Here is a 15,990-nt window from a genome sequence, read left to right as displayed (position 1 = left end):
CCCCCCCCTCGTCATAGCCCACATAGCCCGGAGGCGCGCCCACCAGGCGTGCCACGGTATGGCGTTCACCGTACTCGGACATGTCGATGCGCAGCAGCGCACCTTCATCGCCATAGATCGACTCGGCCAGCGCCTTGGCGAGTTCGGTCTTGCCCACACCCGTCGGCCCGAGGAACAGGAAGGTGGCCACTGGCTTGCCGCCTTCGCGCAGGCCCGCGCGCGCCAGACGCACGGCATCGGCCACCGCGCGCACCGCTTCGTCCTGGCCCACCAGGCGCTCGTGCAGCCGCTGCTCCAGATGCAGCAGCTTCTCGCGTTCTTCCACCGTCAGCTCGTTGACCGGAATGCCGGTCAGGCGCGAGACGATCTGCGCGACATGCTCGGCTTTGACTTCGGCGCTGCCCGAGGCGCGCTCGCGTTCCCATTCCTCGACAAGCTTCTTGAGTTCGGCCTCTTTGGTCTCGATGTGCTTGCCCAGCTCGGCGGCCTTGTCGTACTGCTTGCGCGAGGCCACATAGTCCTGCTCACGCCGCAGCTGGTGCAGTTCGGACTCCAGCTCTTGTACGGCCACTGGGCGGGCCGTGGCCGACAGTTTCACACGCGCGGCAGCCTGGTCGAGCAGGTCAATTGCCTTGTCGGGCAGAAAGCGGGCGGTGATGTAGCGGTCGGACAACTCGGCGGCGGCGATGATCGCGTCCTCTGTGATACTGACCTTGTGGTGCGCCTCGAACGTGTCGCGCAGGCCGCGCAGGATCATCATGGTCTGCGCTACCGTCGGCTCGGGCACCATCACCGGCTGGAAGCGACGCTCCAGCGCGGCGTCCTTCTCGATGTACTTCTGATACTCGTTGAGCGTGGTGGCGCCGATCAGGTTCAGCTCGCCGCGCGCCATCATCGGCTTGAACACGTTGGCCACGTCCAGCCCGCCTTCGCCGCCACCCTGGCCGGCACCGACGATGGTGTGCACCTCGTCGATGAAGAGAATCAGCTCACCCTGGTGCTCGGTCACTTCCTTGAGCACCTTCTGCACGCGCTCCTCGAACTCGCCGCGGTACTTGGCGCCGGCCACCATGGCATTGATGTTGAGTTCCACCAGGCGCTTGTCGCGCAGCGTCTCGGGCACTTCGCCGGCGACCATCCGCTGCGCCAGCCCTTCGACGATGGCGGTCTTGCCGACGCCGGGCTCACCGATCAACACCGGGTTGTTCTTCTTGCGCCGGGCCAGCACTTCGATGGTCGTCTCGATCTCCTGCGCGCGGCCGATGACCGGATCGAGCTTGCCCTCGCGCGCCATCTTGGTGAGGTCGCGCGAATACTTGTCGAGTTCCGGCGTGTTGGTCGGCGTCTCGGCGCGGCCATCCTCGGCCCCTTTGCCGACCACCTTGCTTACCTGCTGGCGCAGCGCTTGCGGCGTGAGGCCGTAACGGCGCAGCAGGTTGGCCGCCAAACCTTCGCCTTCCTCGGCGAGCCCGATCAGGAAATGCTCCGGCCCGACATAAGAGTGGCCGAGTTCGTTGGAGGCCACGAAAGCACGGCTGAGCGCATCCTTGACACGTGGCGACACGCCGATCTCGCCTTCGAACGGCTTGTCGCCACGCTTGGCTTCGGATTCGATTTGCCGCTTGAGGTCATCGACCTTGATCTTGAACTGCCCCAGGATGGTCTTGACCACGTCGCTGTCGGATAGCGCCAGCAGCAGGTGTTCGGTATCGACTTCGGGGCGGCCAAATTCGGCGGCATGTTTGGCGGCCTCCTGCAACAAAGCCTCGGACTGTTCGCTGATGCGGCTGGCGAGCCCACTGCCGCGACGGCGCGCAGTGCCCGTAGCAGCCGGGGCGGGTTCGCCGAACGAGGCATCGACCACCTCGTCGGTATCGGCCGCCATGGACGGTGCGTCGTCACCGATGCGGAAGAAGTCGCTGCCGAGGAAGTCTTCGAACAGGCCGCTACGTGAGCCGAACAACGCTTCGAGCGGCGAGACGGTGCGCTTTTGCTGGCGCACCAATTGGCGATAGTGCTCGTCACACAACAGCATGGTGCTGTGGCGACCATTGAGATTGGCTTCCACCCGCACCGTGGCGGGCTGGCCGCAGACTTGGCATTGTTTTCTGGCCATGCTGATGCTCCTGTAAAGATGGATTTGATGAGACGCCGCCGATCACGAAGCCTCATCCTTTTGTGGTTTTGAGAAAAGCGAGCCGACCAGCGTCAGCCATTGATCGGGATCGAGCGCCCCTGCTTGGGCGTACTGGCCTCGCGCTTGTCCATCGTGATCGTGAGCACGCCATTCTTGAATGCGGCCTTGATCGATTCCTGGTCGGCGTTGTCAGGCAGGTTCAGGGCACGCTGGAAACTGCCGTAGGAGCGTTCGATGCGATGGAAGCCACCTTCCTTCTTTTCCTGCTCCTGGCGCTTCTCGCCCCGTACCATCAGCACGTCGTTGTCGAGCGTGATCTGGATATCCTTTTCCTCGACGCCGGGAACCTCCAAGGAAATCTTGTACTGCTTGTCGGTTTCCTGGATGTCAAGTGCCGGCTTCAGCATGCCCGGCCAGTCCGACGGCCATCGCGGCATGGCCAGCGCCGGGAAGCCGAAGCCTCGAAACGCATCGTCAAAGAGGCGGTCGATCTCGCGATGCAATTGCAGGATGGGACTGACGGGACCGCCTGCCACCGGCAGCTCATTGCGCTGCACGGGCAGCGAGGCAGTGCTCTGTTGTTCTTCATGCTCTTTCTTAAACCAGTTCCAGGGAGCCAATTTCTTGAAATCAATGTCCATGTCACACCTCCAGAAGAAAAATTGAAGAATCTCGCTCACTCCGTTTGCCTGCGGCTATGGACAGCGCGCCCAGGCGACACGGGATATTCCGCTGACTTCGGTTGCTCATCTGTACGTATCACCTCCTTTTTTCTGCCTGCTTGGGTCTGATCATTGATCCATCGATCGATTTCACTTTGACGAAACCGCCACGTCCCGCCGACCTTGAAGGCCGGAATCTCCCCGTGCGAGGCGAGCCGGTAAAGCGTCCGCTTGCCGACTTTTAAGTAGGCAGCCAACTCGTCGAGTGTGAAGATCGCCTGCTGGCGCGCTGTCATACCACCCCCACTAGTTCCGTCGTCACGCGGCCTCGCTCGAGGAAATTCTTGCAAGACTTTGCTGGATGATGCACCTAACATGCAGAAAGTCAACAGCCAACATCCAGCGATCTGCTGGCCGATTGATGTGAATCAATCGTAAGCAGCGAGGAAACAAATGTTGGCTGCCGCCGCGATGGTGCTCCCCAAGTCGTCAATCTGTAGCCATGTGAAGGGGAAGTCCATGAACGAGATTGCGCGAGTCGGGATGGATCTGGCTAAGCGGGTTATCTAGGTGCATGCGGTGGATGCGCGCGTGGTGGTTGCCAAGGCGCTGGCCGCTGACAAGTTTGCGGCCCGGTGCGCGCAGTTGCCTCCCGGCTGCCTGGTGGCCCTGGAGGCCTGCGGCGGTGCGCATCACTGGGCACGCAAGCTGCGCGGCTATGGGCTGGATGCGCGGCTGATCGCAGGCCACTTCGTCACGCCCTACCGCATGGCCGGCAAGGGACGCAAGAACGATTCGGCCGATGGGCAACCCGCCCGCACATGCGCTTCGTGCCGGTGAAGACGCCGGCGCAGACGCTGCTGACCACCCATCAGCTGCGCAAACCTCCCGATTCACTCACGCAGCTGATTCCTGCTTGCCTAGGGACGACCATGTAAGCCGCAGATGGTCGGAGTCCTTTGCGACCAGCACCTACGTGAGCAGCCCGGAGGTGGGGATGCCCTTGGCGATGATCTCCGCCGGGACTGGCGCCTGGGTCAGCGTTCGGCACCTGTGCGCAGGTCCACTTGCCGCGGATGTGGCACTCTACCGTGAATACGCCCGGTGTGTTGTCCAGCTTCTCGCTGATGCGCTTGAGCGCACAGCCGCACGCGCAGCGAGTGTTCTCGGGCTCGTGGTGGCAGTCCACGCGCGGCAGGTCCGCCGGCAAGGCGGTGCGCTTAGGCATCGCGCCAGGCGTAGCCGGCGGCTTCTTCTTGCCCAGCAGTTCCTGGAGCTGCGCCTCAGCCGCGGCAAGGTCGGCGTCCAGAGCCTCGTCGAACAGCGCGCGTTGTTCGGCATCGAGCTGCTCGCTCTTCTTGCCGAACTTCAGGCGTCGCAGCTGGGCGATCTCGAACGAGAGCTTCGCCGTAGGCGCTGACATGGGCGAAAAGCATCCGAGCATCACCCCCCAGGATGGCTCTCATCTCGATACAGAGGTGAATCCTCCGCACTATTCGGCTCCCTACGATGATATGGACTGATCACATCGGTAGGGAGAAAGCATGAACTTACGCCATCTTCGCTGCTTCATCGCCGTAGCCGAGGAACTGCACTTCGGCCGGGCTGCTCGACGGCTGCACATCGAACAGTCTCCACTGTCGCGCACGATCCGCCAGATGGAGGCGGATTTAGGGGTGCCGCTGCTCAACCGCTTGCCACGCAGTGTTCGTCTCACACCGGCGGGACAGGTCTTCCTCGAAGAAGCCCGGCGCGTACTGCTGGCCTTCGAGCAAGCGCAGACCAAGGCACGCGCCGCAGCGAACCAGCGGAACACGCTGCGCATCGCACTATCTGGTGACATGGGGCAGGCCCGCTTGTCGGCGTTGCTTGCGCTTTGCCGCGAGGAGGCACCACAGGTCGGCATTCGGATATTTGAAACGCCACTGGCGCAGTTGGTGACTGGACTGCGCAACGACTTGTATGACGCAGGTTTTGCATTGGCTGGTGAAATGGACGCCGGCATCGTCGCCATGCCGGTGTGGCGAGACCCGCTGGTGGTGGCTTTGCCCGCCAGGCATCCGCTGCTGGCTTTCAAGGAAGTGCCGCTGGAGGAAGTGGCGAGCTATCCGCTGGTGCTGTGCGATCCCCAGGTCTGCGAAGGTTGCAGCCGGCAGCGCGAACGGCTGCTCCGCACGGTGGATGCGCAGCCGACGGTAGCCGAGTACGTCAAGACCCATTCCCTGATGCTGGCCCTCGTGGCCGCCGGCTACGGCGTGGGCTTTTCGAGCGCGGCGCATCTGGCGGGTTGCCATCAGGCCGATGTCGTCGTGCGGCCGCTGGCCGACGAGACCGCTTCGCTGACGACCTATCTACTGCGACCCGAAGGCGAAATCATGGAGCCGCTGCGGCAGTTCATCGACCGCGTGGAGCGTGTCGGACGCCCGCAAGGCACCGATCAACGCCCGATGTGACGCGGGGATTTTGGACGGTACGATTCCCTTTCGGTCTGGACCTTGACCCGCATTGCATCGGCGGCCGACCTTTTGCGTCACGGGCATGGATGGCGAATCGGGCCTATCCACCCGGCATCAAGCAAGGCACCTTCAAGCTGTCGAGGTCACAGCAGTGACGCAGAACGCATGAGCCCTTGCTGGATGCAAACCGGCTCAGCCGGAAGTCGCATTGGCGCTTTACCCCACCCGTATTCCTACGAAAACTTTGCCCTGGTTTTCCGGTAAAGCGCGGCATCCCTTCCTGATCGAACTTGGATGCGCGGCTTTTCAGACCGTTGCGCCGGTAACAAGATTTTTCGCAGGTGCATTATGGTTGAGGTGTAGCGGGCACCGCAAGGAGGTTTGCCCCCTGCGTAACGCTCGGCGACATCGCCGCACCCAACGTCCACCACGATGCCGACCGGCTCGCGCTTCATCGGGTTCTTTGGGCAATCGCTGCGCCCATGTGGGCCGCGCGCGCTTGCCATGTGTCGATCCGACGATGGGAAGAGCGCGATATGCCGAAATCGAGCAGCCACGCCTTTGGCGCAAAGACGTACTACCGACCGATCGAGGCGGCCGTCCGCTGGTGCGGTCTCCTGCGCTTCGAGCAGCGTATTCTGGAAGCGCTGGAGCAGCGTGCCATGCCGGAGCCCGGCGAATTCCCGCGCTGGCCGCTGCTGCGCCTGTATGCCGAGCGCATCTTCGACGCGCTGACGCATGGCGAATTGCCCGGTGGCAAGGCCGGCATCGTGCTGGACTCGCAGCGGCCGGCGCTCGACGACCCCGAGCTGACCGTGCGCCACGTGGACTTGAAAGCGTGGATGTCGCAGTTCTACCCCGGCGATCGGCCGGGGTTTTTGTTTGACGGCATCGAACGCGCGGTGCATCCGGCGGTGAGCGTGGACACGCTCAACATTCTGCTGGCCGATCGCGAAGCAGCGAAGTCGCAACTTGCCGAACTTGCCCTGGTGCATGAAACGCTGCGCACCGCGCACGAAGCACTGGCGAAGGAACATGCCACGCGCGCGGCCAACGACGAACAGGCGCGCGAGCCTGGCCTGCGCAGCGAGACGACTTACCTCAACATCATCGGCGGACTGCTGACGCTGCTGCTGGGCAATTCGCCGTCAGGCGCGGCCTATTCGTCGTTCCGCAGCATGGATGCCGTGGTCAGCGCGCTGATCGCACACCATGAGGGGCGGCCGGGTCTCAGCGAGCGGACGCTGTGGAGCAAGCTCGCGCAGGCGCGGCACCACCTGGAGGCGTCGCGCTGACGACGCGGCCAGCATGATGCCGATGCGGCGCACTGCAATTGCAGTCGCTGCTTCTGCAATTGCAGTGATTTCGGCGACCGCGGTGTATTGAATACGAGGCACTTTCCGAACAGCGCCAGTGAGCGTCAAGGAGTGTCTCTCATGTCTTCGCAGACCACCGCGCCGGCAGTGCCGGCCGAGCACCGCATCCTGCGTCGCGCCGAAGTCGAGGCCAAAACCGGCTTCAAGCGCGCGCACATCTACAGCCTGATGAAAGAAGGCAAGTTCCCCAAGGCGCTGCGCTTGGGCGTGCGCGCCGTGGGCTGGGACTCGGAGGAGGTCGAGCAATGGATCGCCGATCGCCTCGATGAGCGCGCCTGACGCTTTTCCTCGGTACATGCCATTCAACCGGGAGAGGCCCATGCAGGTGGTGTCCATCATTTCGACCAAGGGCGGCGTCGGCAAGACCACGACGGCGGCCAACCTGGGCGGCTTCGCAGCCGACACCGGGCTGCGCGTGCTGCTGCTGGACCTGGACGTGCAGCCCACGCTGTCGAGCTACTTCACGCTGGCCGAGCGCGCGCCGGCCGGGATCTACGAGATGCTGGCCTACAACGAGCAGCGCGCCGAGCAACTGGTGTCGCGCACCGCGATCGAGCGGCTTGACCTGGTGCTCTCGAACGACGACCGCGGCGAGCTGAACACGCTGCTGCTGCACGCGCCCGATGGCAGATTGCGGCTGCGCCACCTGCTGCCCACGCTGGCGCCGCACTACGACCTGCTGCTGATCGACACCCAGGGCGCGCGCAGCGTGCTGCTGGAGATGGCGGTGCTGGCCTCGAACTTGGCGCTTTCGCCGGTGACGCCGGAAATCCTCGCGGCGCGCGAGCTGCGGCGCGGCACGCTGCAACTCATCGAGGACATCGCGCCGTACCGCCACCTCGGCATCGAGCCGCCGCCGCTGCACCTGCTCATCAACCGCGTGCATCCGGTGTCGTCGAATGCGCGGCTGATCCAGCAGGCGCTGCGTCAGGTATTCCAGGAGCAGCCTGGCGTGCGCGTGCTGGACACCGACGTGCCGGCGATTGAAGCCTATCCGCGCGCCGCGACGCGCGGACTGCCGGTGCATCGGGTGGAATACCGCCAGCCGGCGGGCCGCACGGCACCTGCCGCATTGGAGACCATGCGCGCGCTGGCCGGCGAGCTGTTCCCGGCGTGGCAGGAGCGCTTTGCGCTCGTCACCGGCCGAGGCGACGCGGGAGGGGCCGGCCATGGCCAGCGCACATGACCTGGCCCGCGGCCACAAGCGGCTGCGAGGGCTGATCGAGTTCGCCCTGGGAGAAGGTTGGAAGGTGGTGCGCACCCGCGGCGGGCACCTGCTGTTCACGAAGCAAGGCTGCGCGCCGATCTACACCAGCTCGACGGCGAGCGACCACCGCGCCGAGCGCAACGCCCGTGCGCAGCTTCGCCGCGCCGACCGACAGGCGGCCCAGGGTGTTGCAGCATCTCAGGAGAATGGCCGTGGCTGACCTGACGCCGCAGGACATGGCCGCCAATCTGCTGGCCTCGGGCTTCGAGCGCAACGGCCCTTCGGTCGCGGCCCTGAGCGACCCCATCGCCGACACGCCGATGGTGGTGACGCTGGACCAGTTGCGCCCCTACGACCACGACCCGCGCGTGACGCGCAACCCGGCCTACGAGGACATCAAGGCCTCGATCCGCGAACGCGGGCTCGATGCGCCGCCCGCGATCACGCGCCGGCCCGGCGAACCGCACTACATCATCCGCAACGGCGGCAACACGCGCCTGGCGATCCTGCGCGAGCTGTGGAGCGAGACGAAAGACGAACGGTTCTTCCGCATCCCCTGCCTGTTCCGCCCGTGGCCGCAGCGCGGCGAAGTGGTGATGCTGACCGGGCACCTGGCCGAGAACGAGTTGCGCGGCGGGCTCAGCTTCATCGAGCGGGCCTTGGGCGTGGAGAAGGCGCGCGAGTTCTACGAGCAGGAAATGGGGCGGGACAGCGGCCAGCCGCTGTCGCAGAGCGAGCTGGCGCGGCGGCTTACGGCCGATGGCTTCCCGCTGCCGCAGTCGCACATCAGCCGCATGCAGGACGCCGTGCACTACCTGCTCCCGGCGATCCCCATGCTGCTGTACGGCGGGCTCGGCCGGCATCAGGTGGAACGGCTCGCGGTGCTGCGCAAGGCCTGCGAACGCACCTGGGAGCGGCATGCCCTGAGGCGCAACCTGTCGATGGACTTCGCTACGCTGTTCCAGGACCTGCTGGCGCAGTTCGACACGCAGCCCGACAACTTCTCACCGCAGCGGGTGCAGGACGAGCTGGTCGGCCAGATGGCCGAGCTGCTGGAAGCGGACTACGACACGCTGAGCCTGGAAATCGACGACAGCGAGAGCCGGCAGCGCGCATTGACCAGCGATCCTGCGCCGCTGCAGGCGGCAAGACCTGCGGTGCCGGCCGGGCCACCGCGACCACCGTCACCGCCTTCGCTGCCGCCCGGCCCCTCGGTGCAGTCGTCGGAGCCTGGCCCTGGCCAGGCTGCGCAGGCCGGTTCCACGCCGGCCGCCAGCGACAAGGGCATGCAGCAGGATGACGAACGCCTGCAGGGTCACATCGTGTCCCCGGCCCCGACCACCGAACGCCTGCAATCCATCCAGCGCATGGTGGCCGATCAGATGGGCGACAAGCTGCCCGACTTCGAGGCCGACGCGCTGCGCGCGATCCCTGTGCAGGCGGGCGGGCTCTACCCCATCTCGGATGTCTGGTACATCGAGCCCGGCCTGGATGTGCCGGATCGGCTGCGGGTGCACATCGCACAGTTCGCGCGCGAGATCGCCGAGGAAGCCGACGTGGCCGGGCAGGTCGAACCCAGCGAAGGCGGCATGGGCTTCGTCTGCGTGGCGCCCCCGGCGGTGCGCGCATTGCCTCCGTTCGCGTGTGCGGTGCTGACCTTGCTGCATGCGCTGTGCGCCGCGCCCCGACCCGCCCCCGGCTTCGATGGCGCCCGGCTGGCCGACGACCTAGCGGCCTTGCTGCATGGCGGCGGCGCATATCCGCGCCTGAGCGATGCCGGGCTGGTAAAGCTGTTCCGGCTGCTGCGCATGGCGCGCCGGCTGCTGGATCTGGAGACCGGCGCGGCCTCCAGCAACCCCGGCCACGGCGCCTGAGCAGAGGCCATCATGTCGGCACCGCATCCGCTCAACCAGGCCGTCATCGCACAGGCGCTGCACGACCTGCGCAATGGGCAACTGCGGCGCTGCAAGGCGATGGGCTTCGGCGAGGAGGAGCTGGACGCGCTCAAGCACCCCGAACTCGTGAGCATGCTGGTGAACGCCACGGTGTCGTGGTGTTCGGTGTCGGTGAACCGCGATGTGCTGAAGCGGCTGCTGAGCCAAGTGCACGACGTGGAGCGAGAGATCGCGACGGTCGACCGCATGCTGCGCCTGGGCGCCAGCACGGAGATGGTCAGCCGCTTCTACGGGCTTACGCACCAGGAGGTGGCCCTGCGCCGCGACATCCTCGGCCTGCCCAAGCGCAAGGGGCGGCATCCGGTGCTGGACGAGGCGCAGGACACGGCGCTGTGGAAGCAGTGGAAGGCCGGCGTCATGGAGCGCGGCATCGCGCTGGACGATGAGGTGGCGATGCTGACGCTGACCATGGACCTGGCCGAGACCTTGAACCTGCCGATGTCGGTGATCTGGTCGGCGATACGCAACTGGATCGACCAGGGGCTGGTGTAGGCCATGGCGACCGGCGGCGCACCCCGGCGCGATGGCCCCGTGGCGCTGTCGGCACTGTTCGACGACGCGCTGCGGGAACTGGTGCCACGGGCACCACCGACACCGCCAGCCCCGCGCGGCGCTGCTGCTGCATTGCCGGCCGCGCCGGTCAGCGACGGCTTCCTCTACAGCGGCAACCGGCACGAGAGCGTGCCGCGTGCGCTGTTCCTCGACCGGCGCCTGACGCCGCTGGAGCGCAACGCCTGGCAGGTGCTCCGCCTGCAGCTCCAGAGCGACGGCGTGACGGCGTTCCCGACCTACGACCAGCTTCGCCCCTACCTCGCCTCGATGCCCTGCGCGGCGCAGGCCTCGCACGAGACCGTGGCGCGCGCCTTGACGCTGCTGCGGCTGACGCGCTGGCTGAGCCTGGTGCGACGGCGCCGCGACCCGAAGACCGGGCGCATCCTGAGCAACCTCTACGTGCTGCACGACGAACCGCTGACACCCTTCGAGGCGATGCAGCTCGACCCCGACTACCTCGGCCTGGTCAGCCAGGCGCTGACCCATGCGGCGAAGGCGGTGCAGATCGTCGGCATGAACACCCTGCGCGAGATCGCCGAAGACCCGATGCTCAACGGCCGCACGCTGCCCACGCGGCTGCAGGTGCTGGCGCATCGCATGGCGCGCAACGAATGGGCGGACGCGAGTTATCCACAAGCGCCTGTGGATCACGAATCCGAAGAAGGCCAGGACGGCCTGCTTCGGAATCTCGAAGGCCCGTCTTCGGAATCCGAAGCAGGGCTGAAATCCGCGCCAGACGGCTCACTTCGGAATCCGAAGGAGGACCGTACTGTACGTATGGATCGTATAAATCAAGTACGTACAGTACCGCGCGCGAAGTCGTTGCAGCACCTGCGCCTGCCCGAGCGCCTGCTGCGCTTGAAGGACGAGCAGCAAAGCGGCGCGATGGTGGCCTTGCAGCAGGTGGACGAGTCGCTGCGGCAGGCGGTGTTGGACGAATGGGATGCGCGCTGCCGCAAAAGCGCGGTACGCAACCCGGCCGGCTATCTGTTCGGCATCATCCAGAAGGCGATGCGCGGCGAGTTCAAGGCCTGGGCCGGCGAAGGCGGTTCGCCATCGACGCCGCCTGCGCCGCCGCCACGGCCAGCCGCACCGGCACCGTCTGCACCGCCACCGCCCGCGCCGAACGGCCCTGGCCGCGAGGCAGCGCGGGCCTACCTGGCGAAACTGCGTTCAACCCTGGGCGATTCCTGAGCAGCTATCCCCAGGGGATAGCTGGGACACGAAGCCTTCCAGGCATCGGCTTCGGTTCTGTCATGCGTCGCACGGTCGCAGCCCGGCGCGGACCTATCCCCTGGGGATAGACGGAACACGCGACCTTCCGGGGCGACAACCGGGAGCGCACCCGCTGCGGTTTGTTGACTGACGCCCTTCCGGGCGATGCCGATGCTGGCGGCTCGTTCCCGTACCGCGAGTCGTCACCATGGCCAATGAATCCCAGCCGCCCCTGCAGTTGAATCTCGGATCGCTGCGCAGCGCGATGTCGCTGACGCTGCACACCCACCACGCTTCACGCATCTGGCATGGCCGAGCGCCTGCCGAGGGCCGGCCCGGGATCATCGGCCTGAACGGCTACATCAGCGTGATGAACAAGATGAAGCGCGGCGCCGAGCAGGACGATCCCTACTCGGATTTCTGGATGCTGCGCATCGAGGACAAGCTGACGCAGACCAAGGACAGCTTGCAGGCGCTGCGTGAGCAGGTGGACCAGGCGCTGGCCGACGTGCCGCCCGCGCTGTCGCTGGGCGAGAACATGAACGTGCAGCCCGTGAAGCTGCCGCTGTTCGTCAATGCGCAGCTCGGCTTCATAGCGGTGTACCTGCTGGCCGACTACGACGACCTGGCCCGCAAGCTGATCCTCGCCCACCACACCGCGCTGATCGACCGCAGCACGCTGGAACGCTGGCTCAACGACGGCGCGCATGCGCTGCGCAGCCTGTTCTCGCTGGCACAGCAGTACCGCTACTCCGGCGCGACGCGCGACGACTTCGCCTCGAAGAACGCGGTGGCGCGGGCGGCGCTGGAGAAGTTCGGCGAGTTGCCGCAGGACGTGCTCGAAGGCACGCGCCGCTCGCGCTTTGCGCCACCGATCGCACGGCGGTCGGGCAAGCCTGGTAAAGCCGCGGATGCCGCACCCAGCGCTGGCGCAGCCGACGTGGCGGACGACGACCACGACCATGACGGCGAAGGCACGAAGGCATGACAGCATCGTCTTCCAACGGCCAACCGGCGCGCTTCCTGCCGCTGGAACAGGCGGACTTCCAGCGCCTGGAACACGGCTCCTACCTAAAAGGCCTTTTACAGCCTTTTAAAGGTAAGGGGAGTCTGGAGGCCTGGGCCAACCAGTGCACGGCGCTGCGCGACGACTTAATCGGGCTGGCGCAGCGGCGCGTGCTGCAACAGGCGCGGGCCTACCCCTTCTCGCTGCTCGACGTGCAACTGGCCCAGCAGACCACTGGCGCAGGCACGACCTTCCTGCGCTGGCGCAACCACGACCGTTCTTCCATGGGCGTGGCGCTGTGGGAATCGCTGCTCGACCGCCCGGCGACGCCGGCCTCGCTGATCGACGACCTGTACGCGATGGAGCTGCAGCGCATCGCTTTGAACATGCAGATCAGCCTCCTTCACACGCTGGGCCGCCAGGCCCAGGAGTGCGCCAGCAAGGCCGCGCAGGCCGAAGCGGCTTACCTGCGACGTGTCCACGGGCATGCCGCGTCGGTTCCATCCACCACCCCCAAGGAGTCTCCATGAGCACGCACTTCGTCGGCGAGGGCAACATCGGTTCCGCGCCGGACTATCGCGAATTCCCTAACGGCAACGACGAGCCGCGCCGGCTGCTGCGCCTGAACGTCTACTTCGACAACCCGATCCCAAAGAAGGACGGTGAATTCGAGGACCGCGGCGGCTTCTGGGCGCCGGTGGAGCTGTGGCACCGCGACGCCGACCACTGGAAAGACCTGTACCAGAAGGGCATGCGCGTGCTGGTAGAAGGCCGCACGGTGAAGGACGAGTGGGAGGACGCCGACGACAACGAGCGCACGACCTTCAAGATCGAGGCCCGCCGCATCGGCATTCTGCCGTACCGCATCCAGGCCGTGACCCTCAGCGCCAGGACGCTGGAACCCGAGGCCGCAGTACCGCCGCCGAAGGAGACCAAGGGGACGAAGGCGTCGAAGGAAACCAAGGCCAAGGGCTGATTCCCCGCAGGGGGCGGCTGTAGCAACCGTCAGACGCCCGCCATGCACCAGCTATCCCCAGGGGATAGCTCCAGGGTGTTCCACCGGGTTCCAGCCGCCCTCCCGAAACGACGCTCCCGCTGCGCCAGCCGTTGCGGCTTCGCGCATGCCGCTGCGGCAACGCATCGCCTGCCGATCACAAAGCGGTGTCTGCGCCAATCGGCTTCCTTGCTGCCGTCATCCGCTGGCCCGGCCAAGCTGGGGCCATCCGATGACCGCACACTTCCAAGGAGGCTTCATGCGCGTGTTCCTGTGCGAGAAGCCGTCCCAGGGCAAGGACATCGCCCGTGTGCTGGGCGCCGGCCAACGCGGCAACGGCTGCTACAGCGGTGCGGGTGTCGTCGTGACCTGGTGCATCGGTCATCTGGTCGAAGCGGTTCCGCCCGAAGGCTACGGCGAGCAGTACAAGCGCTGGGGCATCGAGCAACTGCCTATTCTTCCCGAGCGTTGGCGTGTCGAGCCCAAGGCGGCGACCGCGGCGCAGTTCAAGGTCGTGCAGCAGCTCGTCGCCAAGGCGGGCGAACTGGTGATCGCGACCGACGCCGACCGCGAGGGCGAGATGATTGCCCGCGAGATCATCGAGCTGTGCGGCTACCGCGGCCCGATCCAGCGCCTGTGGCTGTCGGCGCTCAACGATGCGTCGATCCGCAAGGCCCTGGGCACGCTCAAGCCGTCCGCCGAGACGCTGCCGCTTTACTTCTCCGCGCTCGCCCGATCGCGTGCCGACTGGCTGATCGGGATGAACCTGAGCCGCCTGTTCACGTTGCTCGGGCGCCAGGCCGGCTACACCGGCGTGCTGTCGGTCGGGCGCGTGCAGACACCGACGCTCAAGCTGGTGGTGGACCGTGACCGCGAGATCGCGCGTTTCGTTTCGGTGCCGTTCTGGGCCATCGAGGTTGCACTCTCACATGCGGGCCAGTCCTTCGTCGCAAGCTGGACGCCGCCGCAGGGCAGCACCGACGACGCCGGCCGCTGCCTGCAACAGCCGGTGGCGCAGCAGGCTGCCGAGCGCCTGCGCGCGGCCGGTGCCGCCCAGGTGCTGTCGGTGGAAACAGAGCGCGTGCGCGAAGGGCCGCCGCTGCCGTTCGACCTCGGCACGCTGCAGGAGGTGTGCTCGAAGCAGTTGGGTCTGGACGTGCAGGAGACGCTGGACATTGCCCAGGCGCTGTACGAGACGCACAAGGCGACCACCTATCCGCGCTCGGACTCAGGCTACCTGCCCGAGAGCATGTTGGCCGAGGTGCCCACCGTACTCGACAGCCTGCTCAAGACCGACCCCGGCCTGCGCCCGCTGATCGACCGCCTGGATCGCCAGCAGCGTTCGCGGGCCTGGAACGACGGCAAGGTCACGGCGCACCACGGCATCATTCCCACGCTGGAACCGGCGAACCTCTCGGCGATGAGCGACAAGGAGCTGGCCGTCTACAGGCTGATCCGCGCCCACTACCTCGCGCAGTTCCTGCCGCACCACGAATTCGACCGGACGGTGGCGCAGCTTACGTGCGGCGGGCAGTCGCTGGTCGCGGTCGGTAAGCAGATCGCGGTGGCCGGATGGCGCCAGGTACTGGCGGCGCCGGAGCCCGACGACGCGGACGGCGAGGAAGCGCGGCGCGGCCAGGTGCTGCCGGCGCTGCGTGCTGGAGCTTCCTGCCAGGTCGGCCAGGTCGATCTGAAGGCGTTGAAGACGCTGCCGCCCAAGCCCTACACGCAGGGCGAGCTGGTCAAAGCCATGAAGGGCGTCGCCAAGCTCGTGACCGACCCACGCCTGAAGCAGAAGCTCAAGGACACCACGGGCATCGGCACCGAGGCCACGCGCGCCAACGTCATCAGCGCCTTACTGGCACGCGGCTATCTTGTGAAGAAGGGCCGTGCCATCCGCGCATCGGATGCGGCTTTCACGCTGATCGACGCGGTGCCGGCGGCCATCGCCGATCCGGGCACGACGGCGGTGTGGGAGCAGGCGCTGGACATGATCGAGGCCGGCCAGATGACGCTGGACACCTTCATCGCCAAGCAATCGGCCTGGGTCGCCCAGCTCGTGCAGCAGTACCGCGGCGCAACGCCCCCCCCTCAAGCTGCCGCCCGCGCCGAGCTGCCCGCAGTGCGGCGCCCCGATGCGCCAGCGCACTGGCAAGAACGGCGCGTTCTGGTCGTGCAGCCGCTACCCGGACTGCAAGGGCACGGAGCCGGTCGAAACCGCGACAGGCAAGCCCGCAGCGCCAAGCCCGCGGCGTCGGTCTCCGAAGGCGAGCTGACGCCCACGTTTCCCTCTGCCACGCCGGCTGCTGCCGACGGCGGGGCAAACCTCCCGCACCCCGCGGGACTCCCCAGCGCGCGTTCCCTTCTGCAACGGTGTGCGCGTCCTGCAGGCCCATCACGGCCTGCTGGGCGAGAAGGTCATTTCTCCCC

Annotated in this window: 15 protein-coding genes and 2 pseudogenes; 13 read left to right on the top strand and 4 right to left on the bottom strand. The window is 66.4% G+C overall.

Going from position 1 to position 15,990, the window contains the following annotated elements; genetic code table 11:
* From AOZ49_RS13105 to AOZ49_RS31755, 3 genes are all read right to left on the bottom strand, one after another.
* A partial coding sequence (locus AOZ49_RS13105) for an ATP-dependent Clp protease ATP-binding subunit (protein ID WP_054475753.1) occupies positions 1-2,116 on the bottom strand: 2,116 nt, incomplete at its 3' end.
* Between the two features lie 92 nt (positions 2,117-2,208).
* Positions 2,209-2,778 carry an Hsp20/alpha crystallin family protein gene (locus tag AOZ49_RS13100; protein WP_054475737.1) on the bottom strand — a complete coding sequence of 190 codons (570 nt, stop codon included), beginning with the start codon at positions 2,776-2,778 and terminating at the stop codon, positions 2,209-2,211.
* Between the two features lie 35 nt (positions 2,779-2,813).
* Positions 2,814-3,095 (bottom strand): helix-turn-helix domain-containing protein, encoded by a 282-nt coding sequence (locus tag AOZ49_RS31755; RefSeq protein ID WP_082380429.1) that lies wholly within the window; start codon positions 3,093-3,095, stop codon positions 2,814-2,816.
* 274 nt (positions 3,096-3,369) lie between these two features.
* Between AOZ49_RS31755 and AOZ49_RS13095 the strand changes: the two genes are divergently transcribed.
* Positions 3,370-3,639 carry an IS110 family transposase gene (locus AOZ49_RS13095; protein ID WP_004265489.1) on the top strand — a complete coding sequence of 90 codons (270 nt, stop codon included), beginning with the start codon at positions 3,370-3,372 and terminating at the stop codon, positions 3,637-3,639.
* Positions 3,640-3,774: 135 nt separating this feature from the next.
* On the opposite strand, the pseudogene AOZ49_RS31750 reads toward AOZ49_RS13095, so the two are convergent.
* Positions 3,775-4,204, bottom strand: a pseudogene (locus tag AOZ49_RS31750) (IS66 family transposase); the annotation flags it as partial.
* Positions 4,205-4,343: 139 nt separating this feature from the next.
* Between AOZ49_RS31750 and AOZ49_RS13085 the strand changes: the two are divergent.
* From AOZ49_RS13085 to AOZ49_RS13030, 12 genes and pseudogenes are all read left to right on the top strand, one after another.
* The gene (locus AOZ49_RS13085; RefSeq protein WP_012761385.1) at positions 4,344-5,252 is read left to right on the top strand and encodes a LysR family transcriptional regulator; all 909 of its coding nucleotides are present in this window, start codon (positions 4,344-4,346) and stop codon (positions 5,250-5,252) included.
* 539 nt (positions 5,253-5,791) lie between these two features.
* Positions 5,792-6,550: a hypothetical protein gene (locus AOZ49_RS13080; protein ID WP_054475733.1), complete on the top strand. Its 759-nt coding sequence runs from the start codon at positions 5,792-5,794 to the stop codon at positions 6,548-6,550.
* Between the two features lie 141 nt (positions 6,551-6,691).
* Positions 6,692-6,910, top strand: a complete 219-nt coding sequence (locus tag AOZ49_RS13075; RefSeq protein WP_004265507.1) for an AlpA family transcriptional regulator — start codon at positions 6,692-6,694, stop codon at positions 6,908-6,910.
* A 40-nt stretch (positions 6,911-6,950) separates the two neighbouring features.
* On the top strand, positions 6,951-7,817 hold the full coding sequence (locus AOZ49_RS13070) for a ParA family protein (protein WP_004265510.1): 867 nt from the start codon (positions 6,951-6,953) through the stop codon (positions 7,815-7,817).
* Complete coding sequence (locus AOZ49_RS13065) at positions 7,801-8,058, top strand: hypothetical protein (protein ID WP_003454921.1); 258 nt, start codon at positions 7,801-7,803, stop codon at positions 8,056-8,058. The genes AOZ49_RS13070 and AOZ49_RS13065 overlap by 17 nt, the downstream gene beginning before the upstream one ends.
* Positions 8,051-9,712 carry a ParB family protein gene (locus AOZ49_RS13060; protein WP_040828177.1) on the top strand — a complete coding sequence of 554 codons (1,662 nt, stop codon included), beginning with the start codon at positions 8,051-8,053 and terminating at the stop codon, positions 9,710-9,712. Before AOZ49_RS13065 ends, AOZ49_RS13060 begins: the two co-directional genes overlap by 8 nt.
* Positions 9,713-9,724: 12 nt before the next feature.
* Entirely contained in the window at positions 9,725-10,285 is a 561-nt protein-coding gene (locus tag AOZ49_RS13055) for a DUF2857 domain-containing protein (protein WP_003454899.1), read from the top strand.
* Positions 10,286-10,288: 3 nt separating this feature from the next.
* Complete coding sequence (locus AOZ49_RS13050) at positions 10,289-11,539, top strand: STY4528 family pathogenicity island replication protein (RefSeq protein WP_040828142.1); 1,251 nt, start codon at positions 10,289-10,291, stop codon at positions 11,537-11,539.
* 229 nt (positions 11,540-11,768) lie between these two features.
* On the top strand, positions 11,769-12,548 hold the full coding sequence (locus tag AOZ49_RS13045) for a PFL_4669 family integrating conjugative element protein (protein WP_004265522.1): 780 nt from the start codon (positions 11,769-11,771) through the stop codon (positions 12,546-12,548).
* Positions 12,545-13,096 (top strand): DUF3158 family protein, encoded by a 552-nt coding sequence (locus AOZ49_RS13040; RefSeq protein WP_004265525.1) that lies wholly within the window; start codon positions 12,545-12,547, stop codon positions 13,094-13,096. Before AOZ49_RS13045 ends, AOZ49_RS13040 begins: the two co-directional genes overlap by 4 nt.
* The gene (locus AOZ49_RS13035; RefSeq protein ID WP_003454893.1) at positions 13,093-13,542 is read left to right on the top strand and encodes a single-stranded DNA-binding protein; all 450 of its coding nucleotides are present in this window, start codon (positions 13,093-13,095) and stop codon (positions 13,540-13,542) included. The genes AOZ49_RS13040 and AOZ49_RS13035 overlap by 4 nt, the downstream gene beginning before the upstream one ends.
* Before the next feature lie 277 nt (positions 13,543-13,819).
* Positions 13,820-15,836: pseudogene (locus AOZ49_RS13030) on the top strand (DNA topoisomerase III).
* Positions 15,837-15,990 lie beyond the last annotated feature (154 nt).

The sequence above is a fragment of the Achromobacter sp. 2789STDY5608615 genome, from assembly GCF_001298995.1.
Taxonomy (GTDB): Bacteria; Pseudomonadota; Gammaproteobacteria; order Burkholderiales; family Burkholderiaceae_B; genus Achromobacter; species Achromobacter insuavis.
This window is presented reverse-complemented; position numbering and strand designations above follow the sequence as displayed.

Coding starts and splice junctions, on each gene's coding strand:
- AOZ49_RS13075 (WP_004265507.1), top strand. CDS start 6,692: ATGTCTTCGCAGACCACCGCGCCGGCAGTGCCGGCCGAGCACCGCATC.
- AOZ49_RS13085 (WP_012761385.1), top strand. CDS start 4,344: ATGAACTTACGCCATCTTCGCTGCTTCATCGCCGTAGCCGAGGAACTG.
- AOZ49_RS13070 (WP_004265510.1), top strand. CDS start 6,951: ATGCAGGTGGTGTCCATCATTTCGACCAAGGGCGGCGTCGGCAAGACC.
- AOZ49_RS13080 (WP_054475733.1), top strand. CDS start 5,792: ATGCCGAAATCGAGCAGCCACGCCTTTGGCGCAAAGACGTACTACCGA.
- AOZ49_RS31755 (WP_082380429.1), bottom strand. CDS start 3,095: ATGACAGCGCGCCAGCAGGCGATCTTCACACTCGACGAGTTGGCTGCC.
- AOZ49_RS13055 (WP_003454899.1), top strand. CDS start 9,725: ATGTCGGCACCGCATCCGCTCAACCAGGCCGTCATCGCACAGGCGCTG.
- AOZ49_RS13035 (WP_003454893.1), top strand. CDS start 13,093: ATGAGCACGCACTTCGTCGGCGAGGGCAACATCGGTTCCGCGCCGGAC.
- AOZ49_RS13065 (WP_003454921.1), top strand. CDS start 7,801: ATGGCCAGCGCACATGACCTGGCCCGCGGCCACAAGCGGCTGCGAGGG.
- AOZ49_RS13050 (WP_040828142.1), top strand. CDS start 10,289: ATGGCGACCGGCGGCGCACCCCGGCGCGATGGCCCCGTGGCGCTGTCG.
- AOZ49_RS13100 (WP_054475737.1), bottom strand. CDS start 2,778: ATGGACATTGATTTCAAGAAATTGGCTCCCTGGAACTGGTTTAAGAAA.
- AOZ49_RS13045 (WP_004265522.1), top strand. CDS start 11,769: ATGGCCAATGAATCCCAGCCGCCCCTGCAGTTGAATCTCGGATCGCTG.
- AOZ49_RS13040 (WP_004265525.1), top strand. CDS start 12,545: ATGACAGCATCGTCTTCCAACGGCCAACCGGCGCGCTTCCTGCCGCTG.